Annotated in this window: 12 protein-coding genes and 3 pseudogenes; 12 read left to right on the forward strand and 3 right to left on the reverse strand. The window is 66.5% G+C overall.

All coding sequences use genetic code 11. The annotated features are described in order from the left end of the window. The first annotated feature begins 86 nt into the window (after nucleotides 1-86). The 3 genes and pseudogenes from GWK61_RS46550 to GWK61_RS61730 all read left to right on the forward strand — a co-directional run. Nucleotides 87-236 (forward strand): DUF6193 family natural product biosynthesis protein, encoded by a 150-nt coding sequence (locus GWK61_RS46550; RefSeq protein WP_194919362.1) that lies wholly within the window; start codon nucleotides 87-89, stop codon nucleotides 234-236. After that, nucleotides 215-262 (forward strand): annotated as a pseudogene (locus GWK61_RS61725) (hypothetical protein); the annotation flags it as partial. The gene GWK61_RS46550 and the pseudogene GWK61_RS61725, both read left to right, overlap by 22 nt. Before the next feature lie 155 nt (nucleotides 263-417). Then, nucleotides 418-702, forward strand: a pseudogene (locus GWK61_RS61730) (tetratricopeptide repeat protein); the annotation flags it as partial. 157 nt (nucleotides 703-859) lie between these two features. Here the strand turns inward: GWK61_RS61730 and GWK61_RS46560 are convergent. Then, nucleotides 860-2887: a putative Ig domain-containing protein gene (locus GWK61_RS46560; protein ID WP_194919340.1), complete on the reverse strand. Its 2028-nt coding sequence runs from the start codon at nucleotides 2885-2887 to the stop codon at nucleotides 860-862. A gap of 1188 nt (nucleotides 2888-4075) precedes the next feature. Here GWK61_RS46560 and GWK61_RS46565 point away from each other — a divergent pair. The 8 genes from GWK61_RS46565 to GWK61_RS46600 all read left to right on the forward strand — a co-directional run bounded on the left by GWK61_RS46565 (nucleotide 4076) and on the right by GWK61_RS46600 (nucleotide 10174). Further along, complete coding sequence (locus tag GWK61_RS46565; RefSeq protein ID WP_194919342.1) at nucleotides 4076-4915, forward strand: PIG-L family deacetylase; 840 nt, start codon at nucleotides 4076-4078, stop codon at nucleotides 4913-4915. 535 nt (nucleotides 4916-5450) lie between these two features. Then, nucleotides 5451-5636, forward strand: a complete 186-nt coding sequence (locus GWK61_RS46570) for a hypothetical protein (protein WP_194919344.1) — start codon at nucleotides 5451-5453, stop codon at nucleotides 5634-5636. 15 nt (nucleotides 5637-5651) lie between these two features. Further along, on the forward strand, nucleotides 5652-5789 hold the full coding sequence (locus GWK61_RS61165; RefSeq protein ID WP_194919358.1) for a hypothetical protein: 138 nt from the start codon (nucleotides 5652-5654) through the stop codon (nucleotides 5787-5789). 151 nt (nucleotides 5790-5940) lie between these two features. Continuing rightward, nucleotides 5941-8223 (forward strand): autotransporter-associated beta strand repeat-containing protein, encoded by a 2283-nt coding sequence (locus GWK61_RS46580; protein ID WP_194919346.1) that lies wholly within the window; start codon nucleotides 5941-5943, stop codon nucleotides 8221-8223. A 195-nt stretch (nucleotides 8224-8418) separates the two neighbouring features. Further along, complete coding sequence (locus GWK61_RS61170; protein ID WP_194919348.1) at nucleotides 8419-8568, forward strand: DUF429 domain-containing protein; 150 nt, start codon at nucleotides 8419-8421, stop codon at nucleotides 8566-8568. A 368-nt stretch (nucleotides 8569-8936) separates the two neighbouring features. After that, complete coding sequence (locus GWK61_RS61175) at nucleotides 8937-9146, forward strand: transposase (RefSeq protein WP_369125666.1); 210 nt, start codon at nucleotides 8937-8939, stop codon at nucleotides 9144-9146. 142 nt (nucleotides 9147-9288) lie between these two features. After that, complete coding sequence (locus GWK61_RS46595) at nucleotides 9289-9426, forward strand: hypothetical protein (protein WP_194919350.1); 138 nt, start codon at nucleotides 9289-9291, stop codon at nucleotides 9424-9426. An 82-nt stretch (nucleotides 9427-9508) separates the two neighbouring features. Continuing rightward, nucleotides 9509-10174 (forward strand): hypothetical protein, encoded by a 666-nt coding sequence (locus tag GWK61_RS46600; protein ID WP_194919352.1) that lies wholly within the window; start codon nucleotides 9509-9511, stop codon nucleotides 10172-10174. A 403-nt stretch (nucleotides 10175-10577) separates the two neighbouring features. On the opposite strand, the gene GWK61_RS46605 is transcribed toward GWK61_RS46600, so the two are convergent. Next, nucleotides 10578-11210 (reverse strand): hypothetical protein, encoded by a 633-nt coding sequence (locus GWK61_RS46605; RefSeq protein WP_194919354.1) that lies wholly within the window; start codon nucleotides 11208-11210, stop codon nucleotides 10578-10580. Nucleotides 11211-11268: 58 nt separating this feature from the next. On the opposite strand from GWK61_RS46605, the pseudogene GWK61_RS61180 reads away from it, so the two are divergent. Beyond that, nucleotides 11269-11511 (forward strand): annotated as a pseudogene (locus GWK61_RS61180) (peptidase inhibitor family I36 protein); the annotation flags it as partial. A 226-nt stretch (nucleotides 11512-11737) separates the two neighbouring features. Here the strand turns inward: GWK61_RS61180 and GWK61_RS46615 are convergent. Next, nucleotides 11738-12384 (reverse strand): DNA methyltransferase (locus tag GWK61_RS46615; protein ID WP_267254549.1); only part of this gene is annotated, 647 nt, incomplete at its 5' end.

A 12384-nucleotide genomic window follows, 5' to 3' on the forward strand; every position in this document is an offset into this window, starting at 1 on the left:
CCCGAACACAACGAGCCCTGACACCCATCAGCACCCCCTGACCAGGAGCTCAACCCCTCCGGACAACAGGGGGAAACTCACAGCACATGCGGACCGAGGCCGGCGAAGCCGACTGGCTCGAATACCAGGAGCTCATGGAGGCGGCATACGCCGAGCCGGCGCTGCGGGCGCTCTACCCGTTCACCAGCCACTGGACCCTGCGAGAACCCTGGGCGTGGACCACCGTTACACCCTGAGCGTTCGCCACGACCTGGCTTACGCCTACGACTCGGCCGGCGACCTGGACCGTGCGATCCCGCTATGCCAGCAGTGCATCGAGGACTGTCTACGGATCCTGGGCCCGGACCACCCGGGCGCTCTCAGCGCCCGCAATAACCTGGGCTTCGCTTACCACTCGGCCGGAGACCCGGCCAGAGCGATTCGCTACTGGAGCAGAACCTCGATGACCGGGCCAGAGTTCTCGGCCAGGACCACCCCGGCACGCTCAGCTCCAGCAACAATCTGGCCATCGCCTACCACCAGGTCGGAGACATACGCCGAGCGGTGCTGCAGTACCTATGGAGCCGCGACAAAAGCAGCCGACGTTGTTGCGGGTTTTCGCTAGCGGATCCGGGCCGAAGCCGGCTGCCGGGCTGTTCCGACACCCGGCTTCGGGCACCTGCTAGACCCGTAGTTCGCACATCACTGAATCGGGTGCCATAGCGCCGCCTGAGCGCTCGGCGGTTTGTGGCTTTCGCTCCGCGCCAGGGAGTTCATAAATGGCGCAGATCGGGCGGCGCGAGGCTCGCGCCATGACACTCGAACGAGGTGCGTGCGGACAACGGGGCTGGACGAACGGCTGGACGCACGGTGCCATGGATCAGTGCACCGCGACGTCGTCGAACTTGGTGTAGGTCGCGTCCCCGGGGTAGTTGTCGTCCTTGCTCGTCAGGGTCAGCGTATAGCTGTGGCCGGCGGTGACCGTCGCGTTGACCTGCTTCCAGCCAGAGCTGGGATTGACGCACGTCTTCGCGAGCGGGGTCGTCGTGGTGCCGGTGGTGTTGTCCTTCAGCGTCGCGGTGGCCCAGTCGTAGGTCACGGTGTCCGGGCAGGTCACGTTGTACCAAAAGGTCAGGGTGCTGGTGGCGCTCGGCGCGGTCAAGGTCTGGGTGATGGAGGAGGTGTTGCTCGGCGAGGCGGAGCCGACCAGGGCCGCGTCGGTGCCGCTGTGCGGGCCGGAGGTGGTGATCGCGGTGACGCCCGTCGTGGTCCAGCCGGTCAGGCTGCCGGCCTCGAATCCGCCGTTGGTGACGCCGCCGCCGGCCGAGTTCACCGTCCAGGTGAAGGATATGCTCCCGAAGGCGTTGGTCGTGTCCGTGGCCTTCACCACCACCGTGCTGGTGCCGGCTGCGGTTGGGGTCCCGGAGATCAGACCGGTCGCGGCGCTGATCGACAGGCCGGCGGGCAGCCCGCTGGCGGTGTAGGTCAGGGTCTGGCCCGGCGCGCTGTCGGTCGCGGTGATCTGCAAGGAGGCGGCGGTGCCGACAGTGCCGGTCTGGGTCCCCGGGTTGGTGACGGTCACGGTGTCACCGCTCGATCCCGAGGCGGCGACCAGGGCCGGGACGAACTTGGCCGCGTCCACCGTGCCCCAGCCGGAGACGATGTCGAATCCGGTGCCGGCGCAGTAGCCGACGACGCTGGAGGTCGAGTTGCAACCGCCGGTGACGTCGACGATCCCGGAGGCGGTACCGTTCGGGCCGATGGCGTAGAGCGCGGGATTGATCAGGCCCAGACCGTGGCCCGCGGACTGGTCGGCCAGCCCGACCAGCGCGGCCATCAGCGGCGAGGACTCCGAGGTGCCCGACGTTCCCTCCAAGGTGATGTCGGGCAGCGAACGGCCGGTGGCTCCCGTGGCCGCAGCGGTGTTCTGCTGCCAGGTGGGGATGCCGAACTCGTGCGACACGCCCCCGCCGGAGTTGGTCCACAGCACGTCCGGCTTGGTGCGGGTACCGCTGCTGTTCAGCGACAAGACGGTTCCGCCCACCGCGGTGACGTAGGTTTCGTCGGCGGGGAAGGAGGCAACACGCTTGCCCCAGTAGGTGGAGTTGTCGGCCTTCAGGCCGTCGGCCCCGTCGTCACCGGTGGAGGCCAGCACGGTGGTGCCCGCGTCGGTGGCGGCTTTGAAGTGGCTGTCCAGGTTGTGCAGCTCGGCGGAGGTGGTGAAGTCGTCCTCGGGCGTGCCCAGGCTCATCGAGATCACGTTCGCCAGTTTGTTGGTGACCGTGTAGTCCATCGCGGTCATCATCTCCGGGAAGCCGGACAAGCCCTGGACCTCCGCCACGGGAGTGGCGATGATCATGATCTTCGCGCCGGGGGCCAGCGTGTGGATCATGGTGATGTCGAGGTCTGTCTCCCCGCCCCAGCTGTTGCAGGTGGCGGTGTCCACGCCCGGGTCGTTGCAGCCGGGTACCGCGCCGGCCGGCTCGATGGTCTGAATGGTCGTCGCGGGAAGGCCGTTCTGCGAGTCGTAGCTGTCGATGTAGGCCTGGGCGTTCTTGTCGCCGAAGGACACCAGCGTCGCGATGGTGAGCCCGGTGCCGTCGATGTGCTGCGCGAACAGCGGCGCGACGTCATAGGCCTTCTGCAGCCCGGACGGGGAAGAGCTGAGCGCCTGCATGGCCGCATCCGCCCGCGCCGTAGGCGTGGATGCGGCGCCCACGCGGATCGCGGCGTCGCTGAAGTGGTGGCCGGTCCGGCCCGGATGGGGCTGCGGGTGCGGTCCACCGGAGGGCGCGGCCTGCGCAGCCGCGCCGCTGAGGGTGAGCGCGCCCGCCGATGCCAGCGCGGCGAGCGTGGCACCGAACCGCACCATCCGTCGCTTGCCGAACCCTGATAGTGCCCGATGCATTGACTCCTCCATGGAGTGGCAGGGGAGGTTGTGAGGGTGACGGTGACAGAAGAAAGGCCACCCGGTAAGCCCTGGTCACACCAAGGTTTGGTCAAACCCGTGAGCGTGGGGGAATCAGGGCTCGGAGTAAGGGTGCCGAACCGGATGTGCGTGAGCGCGTCCACCGGTATCCGAACGGGCGAGCCCGGGCTCTGCGGCGTCGTGTGTTCTCTCACGTCCGCCCGCCATGGTAGCGGCCAAAGTCAACCCGTTGACGAACGAGTTCGTCAACGGCCCGGCGGGCCGCGGACTTCGAACCGCACCGCTGAGCCGGCGCTGTCGGCCACCGTCGCTACGGTGCCACGCGTGACCGAATCCACTGATCTGCGCGCGACGAGAGATTCCTTACGGCACCGTCGCCGCCAGCTACGGTGAGCTGGTCAAGCTGATCTCGAACGCACGCCCTACGACCGCATGATGCTCGGGTAGTTCGTGGAACTCGTCCGGGAATCCGGTCCGTCCGGGCCGGTCGCCGATATCGGCCGCGGTCCCGGACACGTGACGGTGAACCGGTCGTGTTGAACCCGGCGACGCCGCTGGACTGGATGGCCGCGGCTACCCCATTGACATATAGCTTCATCGAGCGCTGGGTGGCGTCGTAGACCATCGGAGCCCGGCATGAAGATCCACCAGGCCTTGGTGGATCCGTTGCAGCCCACCATGAACGTCGTCGACGGTGACGCCGCTTTGATGGAGCAAATGCCCTTGTAGCGAGACTTCGAGCTCTCGCGATGGGCTCACATTGGGCCCATATGCCGAGAACATGAGGAATCTTCGGACATCGGTGACGCCTCCCGAGCGCCCGGCCGGTCTCGTCGATGTCGCCGACATCGACCGCCAGTGCCTCGACGCAGCGAGTGCCGCACTTGACGCGAAGCTCTCGCGGGGCGTTTCAGCTCGAAGGCGTTCTGAATCAAGGTCCCGCTCGGGTTCGCGCTAGGGTTCGCCGCTGTCGAGGTGGTGACCCACGGCCCGTGCCGGCGGCTGATTCTCCCCTGGCGAGTCGGCACACGGCGAAACTGTCCTCCGATTCCAGGAACAACGTGTGTCTTCATTGCTGCTGTGTCTCTGTACCGACGTCACGCACGGCGATCGTGTAGGCGCACCACAGATTCGAACCGAACACATTCCATATCGGAGGATGCCTTTATGGACAATCGACCCTTGACCTTGATGGCGGTCCACGCCCACCCCGACGACGAGGCGACAGGTACCGGAGGGGTTTTTGCGCGGTACGCGGCCGAGGGCATCCGCACGGTCCTGGTCACCTGTACCGATGGCGGCTGTGGAGACGGACCGGGAGGTGTGAAGCCAGGCGAGCCCGGCCATGACCCGGTTGCGGTGGCTGCTCTCCGGCGTGAGGAACTCAAAGCCAGCTGCGACGTCTTAAATATCACCCATCTGGAGATGTTGGATTACGCAGACTCCGGAATGATGGGCTGGGCGACCAATGACGCGCCCGAATCCTTCTGGCGGACACCCGTCGAGCAGAGCGCCGCGCGCCTGGCCGAGCTCATGCGACGCTACGAACCCGATGTGGTCGTGACCTACGACGAGAACGGGTTCTACGGTCACCCCGACCACATCCAGGCGAACCGTGTCACTGTGGCGGCGTTGGCGCTGAGCGAACTGACGCCGAAGGTGTACTGGACGACCATGCCGCGGTCCGCAATGCAGAAGTTCATGGAGACGATGCGTGAGTTCGACCCGGAGTGGACCGAGCCGGATCCGACAGAGGACGCGGCGCTGCCTGAGATCGGGCTTCCCGACGAGGAGATCACTACATGGGTGGACGTCTCCGAGTTCGGAGGTCAGAAGTTCGACGCGCTGGCAGCGCACGCCAGCCAAGGCGAGAACATCTTCTTCCTGAAGATGGGCCAGGAGCGGTTCACGGAGCTGATGGGCGTGGAGACCTTCGTCCGGGTCCAGGACGGTACCGGTACCGGCGCGGACGTGCTCGAGAACGACTTGTTCGCCGGACTGCGCTGAGCTGACGGAATTGTGGCACCGGCGGCCGTCCTGCGTCTGGACGGCTGGCCGCCCGAGCGGCGGGCGCGCAAGTTCGAGCCTTGGTGGCGGGCCCATTTCCAGCCCGAATCACGAGAACGTGAGGGATCCTCGGAGATCTAGATGCACGTATCGCCCCAGGTCAGGAGCTTTGTGACCTGGGGCGATACGAGGCGCTGCACATTTCTGAGACTGGACTACGGTTCCGGGCGGAGCGACCATGATGGCGGGTCTCTTCGGGTCCCGGAGCAGCGCACAGTGGAGACGATGCGATGCCCTACACCCGGCCGCCATCGACTCCCCGGGTACCAGCCGCAGCACCTCGGCCACGGCCAGCCTGGCGTCTGCCTCGAATCTTCGACCGCCGTCCGCCGCACGTCGATCATGGGAGGACACGACCTTATGGCGGCCCTGGGGCAACAGCCTGCACCCGGTGGTGCACCACGGCTGGAACGGGATCGTTCACTGGCCGGACCGGTGTGCTGTGCCTGGGGACTGTGGCGCCGCAGCATTGTAGGTGCTTCCGTCCGGCCGCCTCGGTGACGTCGCCTTCGGCGGCGGTTTCGGCACCGTCAGCCTCGACGAGGCCGCCCGCGCCACTCTCAAGGTGCACACCGGCGAGGTCTCCATCGCCCGCCTGACCGGCCGGGTCCGGATGCCGCACCCGCCTGATCTACCGAGCGATCGCCTACCACGGACGTAAGCACGAGAAGACCGGCTGACCGTGTTCTACTTCCCCGCCTACACGCCGACGTTAAATCGGGTGGAAGGTGTGTGGCCGACGCTGAAACGATCCCTGGCCGCTCGGCAGTGTCGATCAACCGCTCGGGCAGACTCGTCGCGCCTGGCGTCATGAGACCATCGTGCCAGCGAGCCGATTATGGCGAAACTGTGACCGGCATTTATGAAATGCATCGCGAATTCCCGCGTCGTCGGCATTCGCGGGTTGGCCTCAGTACAAAGCGCGTGCTATCTGTGGTCCTCTCCTGGAGCAGATGGTGAGGTCGATGTTCTTGCATGGCAGGGTACTCGCCCGGATGTGGGCGGCCATGGCGCTGACGGCGGCAATGCTGTCACCGGCCGGACCCGCGCGTGCGGCGGTGCGCGTCGACATCACCGGTCAGGTGTTGGCCGGGCAGGACATCGCGCTGCACGGCGATTCGATAGTCAACCTGCCGTCAGGGACGACGACGTACAACGGGGTCCTCTCGGGCCAGGGCACGCTGACGATCACGGGTTCCGGCACGCTGATCCTGACCCGCGACAGCAGCCTCACCCTGCTCGCGAGCCTGCAGCAGCAGAGCGTGGCCACGAGCGGCGGCAACTGGCCATACCCGATCGTCGCCGATCCCGATCCGCCGACGGTCGTCGTCGAGCGCGGCGCGACGCTCCAGTACGGCAACGGCGGCGCGACCGGCGTCATCGGGCACTACCCCTATTCGCTGCCCAAAATCAGCCTCGCCCTGAACCAGGACAACATCCAGGTCGACGGCACCCTGGTGCTCGATCTGAGCGGCCCGGACGTCAATCTCGGCACGATCTCCGGCTCCGGGCTGGTCTACCAGCCGCGCAGCGCCTGGGCCCGCCTCAACCTGGCCGGCACCCAGCCGTTTCGCGGCGTGATCGGTGTCGGCACCGCGATCGGCTTCGGCGACGCCTCCTACCGGATCGCGCTGCCGAACGCGCGCGCCATCCTCAACGACGGCTCGGCGATCTTCTACGCCCGCGACTACACCCTCACCATCCCCCAGGACTTCTACGAGCAGAACTACGGCACCGACATCAACTACCACACCTGGCAGGCCGGGAAGATCGTGATGACCGGTGTCGACAACTACTCCGACACCGGGACGAACTCTGACCCGGCGCTCAGCGACCCGAGCCTGAACACACGCCAGGTCGGGCACACCGTCAATTTCCGGGGCATCAACATCGAGGGCGCCACCGTCCAATGGGGCGACGGCACCACACACCGCTTCTTCTTGCCCGCGACGCCATACAACTCGTACATCAACATCCACAACAACGGCAGCCTGACATTCGACTACAACGGCCCGGTGACCCTGGACTCGCCTATATCAGGTGGCGTATATCATGACTCGCTGAAAACCCCCGCCTCCGCGGCCGTGACGCTGAGTCCGACCGCGGGCAACGCCGTCACCTTCGCCACACCGCAGAACTACCACGGCACCACGACCATCGGCTCCGGCGCGACCCTGCTGCTGGGGACGGGAACAGCCGGCGGCGACAGCTCCCTTCTGACCGGAACCGCCGTGGACGCCATCGTGGACGCCGGCGCGCTGGTCGCGCGCAACACCACGACACCGCTGTCGCTGTCGAACATCACCGGCGCCGGCTCGCTCACTCAGTCCGGCGCGGCGAGGACCACCCTGACCGGGACGACGGCGTACACCGGTGCGACCACGGTCACCTCCGGTACGCTCGCGCTCGGCCCCGGCTCAAGCGGCATCGGTTCAAGCAGCGGTCTGACGCTGAACGGCGGCACCTTCGACATCTCAGCCGTCGCAGACCAGACTGTCATGAATCTGGCGGGCAGCTCCGGCACCGTCGTCCTCGGCCCGCATACCCTGACCGTCACGGACGCCGCCTCGACGACCTACGGCGGGAAGATCACCGGCTCCGGCGGGCTGGACAAGTCCGGAGCCGGAGCGCTCACGCTTACTGGGGCGACCACGACGGGCGGGGCGTGGCGTATTGACCAGGGCACGCTGGCCGTGGACGGCGCGCCGATCACCACCGGAGGGCTGACCGAAGCCGCCAGTGCGACCCTGATGGTGACGCCGAACGCGAGCGGCGCGGCGCTGAACGTCAACGGCCCGCTGAACCTCTCCGGCGCCCTGGCGGTCAAGCCGGCGGGAGCAGCGATCGCCGGCGAGCGGTTCACCCTGGTCCACTCCACCGGACCGGGGACCGTCGGCGCGTTCGCAGGACTGGCCGAGGGCGCGACATTCGCCGCCGGCAGGGTGACATTCCAGATCACATACCACGGCGGTAGCGGCCACGACATCGTGCTGACGGTACAGAGCGGTGCATCGACGAGCGCGGGAGCACCGGACACGGGCTCGGCAAGCACGGAGACTCGAGGCGGAGGCCTGGCGAGCCCGCACGCCGCAGCGGGTGCAGGCGGCGGTTCCAGCCTCCGGCTCGTCGCACTGGTAGCGGTGGCCCCCGCCGCACTGCTGGCGGGTTTCGTGGTTCTTCGTGCCCGCCGACGTCCCGCCGCGCGGGGCACCCAGCGCCGCGGCGCCCGCAGGGGCGGACAGCGTTGACACTGCAGCGCTGCGCGGGTTCCAAACGCAAACGGAGGTTCGCTCGCTGGGACACGGTGTAAGGAAGCTTGCCGTCGACGGACGACGCACTCGAGACCGGGGACTTGTGCGTGGCCGTCACCCGAAGGAAGTCGGTGGAGTCCAAGGGGAGACGGCCGCGCGTCTTCAGACCGTCAGCGCCGATTGGTCTAACCGATGTGGGCAGACCCAACTTGCGCTGAGGCAGCTGTGGACGATTTCTTGGACGCGGCTGCAGCTGCGTGGAGGGCTGCCCGGATTCTCGGCGGAACGGCACGCCGCCTGCCAGATCCGCCCGAGGTCTTCGTGACGGTCTTCCCAGCGTGAACCAGGCCAGTGCGCCGCCCAAGGGAGCGCCGTGGCCAGTTCGAGCTTTCGCGACGGGCCCACTCCGGGCCCACATGCCGAGGACATGAGGGATCCTCGGACATCTGTATAGACGTATCGCCCCAGGTCAGCGGCGTGCCGACCTGGGGCGATACGAGGTGGTGCATATTTTTCAAACTGCGCTTCCGCAGGTCAGGTCACGTTCTAGATGTCGAAGTAATCGACATGAAAACCTCTGACCTGCGGAAACGTTGTGTGTTGCGGTGATGGGCCCATATTGGGCCCATTTCGGCGGCCACAGCGCTAGGCCGTGTTGGGGATTGAAGTAGCCTCTTGAGACGCCGAGCGGGATACGTAGTCGGTTCGATCTGACCGATGCCGAGTGGGAGCGTCTAGCCGAGCGGGACGTCCCGGAACGGTACGGCAACTGGAACACGATCTACGACCGTTTCAGCACGTGGCGGGATGACGGCACGTGGGCCCGGCTGCTTCAGGCGGTGCTGGCCGACGTGCAGCGTGCCGGCGACGCCGGGCCCGTCTTGCCGCCGCCGGCCTCGGACGGTCCCGGGGCGGGTTGACCACCAAGGTGCACCTGTCGGCCGATGGTCGGTGTCGGCCGCTGTCGGTGAAGGTCACCGCGGGCCAGCGGGGGGACAGCCCGGAGTTCGAAGCCGTGCTGGAGCGGATCGCAGTGGGGGATCCACGCGGCGGCCCGGCCCGATGCCGGTTGGCGCGGTGCTGGCCGACAAGGCGTACTCCTCGAAGGCGAACCGGGCCATGCGCTCGGACAAACTCAGCGAGAGCTATGAAGCCGGACTGCTACTGGCCAGTGTCATGATCTGGATACGCAGCACCTGACACATTCCCCAACACGGCCCAGATCCGGCCCAGATCCTGCGCAGATCCGGCGGTTGTCGGTGGCGGCTGGTTGGATGCCGGCATGGCACGTCTCCTCTGTCCCGCTCACATCTCCCAGGCCGCAGTCCGGAACCAGCCGGTCACCTATACCTGGCGGGGCGGTCAGGACTTCGTGAAGGAGAGCCCGAAGCTTCGCGGTCTGTTCCAGGGGCTGAGTCTGCGGGCGCGGCTGGCGTGTGTGGCCGGGATGGCCGAGTGGGTCTACTGGCGGCACGCCGACGCAACCGACTTCGACGCACCACTGATGATGATCGAGGCGGCATGGGCGGCGAATCTGGACATCGGGTACGTCGACATCCCCACGGTGTACGAGTTCGAGGCGCGCAAAGGGCCGGTCGACGGCGTGCTGCGGGCCTCGAAGGACACTGTGGAGAGCGCTCTGCGGTCCTTCAAGGCCGAGTCACCGGTGACGCTCGGCACCAAGGCGGGCCACCTGTACTTCCTGGCCCGCCACGTGGTACCCGACCAGCGGGCCTTCGGGCAGTGGCTGACAGCGGTCACCGGCCGGCTCGCCGACATCTCCCCGCACGTCGCCGGCCAACTCGGCGCGTCGGTCCCCCGCGAGGCGATGGACACCGCCGCCGGGTTCGACAAGGCGGACGCGCCGATGCTGCTCGCCGAGTTCCGCCGTGAGCTGACACCTGCGGCGAACTGCTATCTCGCTGCGGCCGTTGAGCCTGTCGGGTAGGTGGCTGCTCCAGTGACCCGCGTCGCCGGCCGCCGCACTGCCGCCTCGCCCACCGCCCGTGTCGCCGAGAAGGCTGAGCCCGCCGATCGCCGCTGCGCCTCCTCCCGCAGCTCCCACGGCGACCCGTACTCCACCAGCGGGTCCAGGAACGGCCGCGGCGCGAAAGCCACTGGCCAGTGTCATGATCTGGATACGCAGCACCTGACACATTCCCCAACACTGCCTAGTACGTCCGGGATGGCTCATCTCCCCGCAAGGCCTGCTCTCCTGCTGCGAGCCGATCCTTGGCATGCGCTGTGGGTTGCATCGCCGTCAGCTTTTGAGCTGTGCAGGGATGACGTCGACGTTCTCGCGTGATGGCGCCACGTCCCAGTCGTCAGAGCCTAGGTGCGCGCTCAGAGCGTCATAGCTGTGGGCCCGGATACAGCGAGCGGATCGCCTCTGTGACGGCGAGACATGCGGCGAGGACGCCGACGAAAGTGGCGCCCACCGCGATGCCTGCCAGTGTCGTGGCCCCACATGCATCGCGTTCGGCGGCGTCTTCGAACACTCGATTGTGAATCGGGGACTCCTCTTCGCTCCCGTCGGCCCACGCAAGCACCGCGTCGCTTCGCCGAGCACCGGGGAAACGCCTGATCATGATCGAATTGAAGTCGGTGGGGCCAGCCCCGAGGCCTGCATCGATTGCCAGCTTCCACGAAACATCGCTGGTCAGTCGGCGCGCGGGGACATTGTCAAGACCGAGGAGGGCGACGTGGTTGTTGCGGGCGCCGGCTCGCGTTCCGTCATCTACCGGGAACTCGATGATGGTCGTGGTGAACCCGAGCCGGTCAAGGGCCGACGCGACGAGTCGAGTTTTGCGAATCTTCTCGGATCGCGGCGGAGTGAGCAGTCCAGTGCTCTGATTCGCCGTGATCGTGGCGTCATCATCTTGCAGCACGATGCTGATGCTGGACGGGTCCGATTCGACGACGCGGCCCTCAACGGCGAGCGTGCCTGCGACGCTAACCCCCTCGGCGCCAATGTCGACTTCCACTCTGATGGGCGGCTACAGTGCCTGTCCTGACAGTCGTATGTGAGTCTTCGCCGGCGCGGACGCCAATGGGAAGCGCGCGTCGTTTGGAGAGCAAGCAGACCGGCTGGTTGACAACTTTGCTGCACTGGACCGCAACATTCACTCGTTGTGGAACCGCACGGACAGTGCGTGGCGCTTTTATGCAGACCAGTATTTTGGTGGGAAGGTATGGCAAATTCCCCCGAATGGCCGTGGCGACCTCTTGGCGCCGGCCGCTACGCAGGTGAGATCCATGAAGCCCTGCGAAGCGAAGCCGATCTGAGTGCCGGTCACTGACCGACGCAACCTACAGAATCGCTGAGCGGAGATTGGTGCCCGAGCCTCGTGCCGTATCCACGGGCTCGGTCCTCGTTCCGCATTGGTTGCGTATTCCGCGGTAAGAGATTGTTGCATTTTCGGCAGGCGGGATTGTCTCAGGCTCGTCGGGGCAGGAGTGGAAAACATCGGGTGATCTGTCGGTAGCGACCTACGGAGATCATCGGCTTTCCTCATTCGAGGAGTTGGGGCGAGTGCGGTCGATTGAACAGCAAGCGGCTAACGGATGTGCTGGAGGCTGTTTGTCGGTCGACAACCTTGAATCCTGCCGTGATAAAGGCGTCTTCCATTGTTCGGGGGGTATTGAACTCAGGGACGGGCCAGCAAATGATGCCGAATAGAGTCTGAGGGGCCGCGACCTCGGCACAGAGGGATACCGCCGCGACCGTGCCGTCGACGAACTCGGCGAGGTTCGAGGCTGTACCGCTGCCGCCTACGCGGACAGCCGTCCCGATCTGAGGGGCGGTCAGCACCATCGAGGCCTGCTGGGTTCGGGCTTCGCCGGCCAGCAGCCTGATGAGAGTGTCGACGCTGCCATTGACGACTGCGGCGAATCCACCGCGGCCTGAGTCTGTGGCGCGTTCGATGCGGGTTCGCGCCATGTCCACCCAGTAGGGCTCGTGTTCGACTCCGATGGCCATGCGGCCGGCGCGTACGGCCTCGACCAGGATGTCGCCTGATCCGCAGATCGGGTCGAGGAGCAGGTCGTCTTGGTCGGTGTACGTGGTGATGGCGTGCTGCGCGAGTTCGGCGACGGAGCGTTGGTGGTGGGCCTGCGGTCGCATATGGAGTTGTCCTTCGGTGGGTGGTGGGTGGCGGT

Origin of the sequence: Catenulispora rubra, assembly GCF_015356825.1 — a bacterium.
Taxonomy (GTDB): Bacteria; Actinomycetota; Actinomycetes; order Streptomycetales; family Catenulisporaceae; genus Catenulispora; species Catenulispora rubra.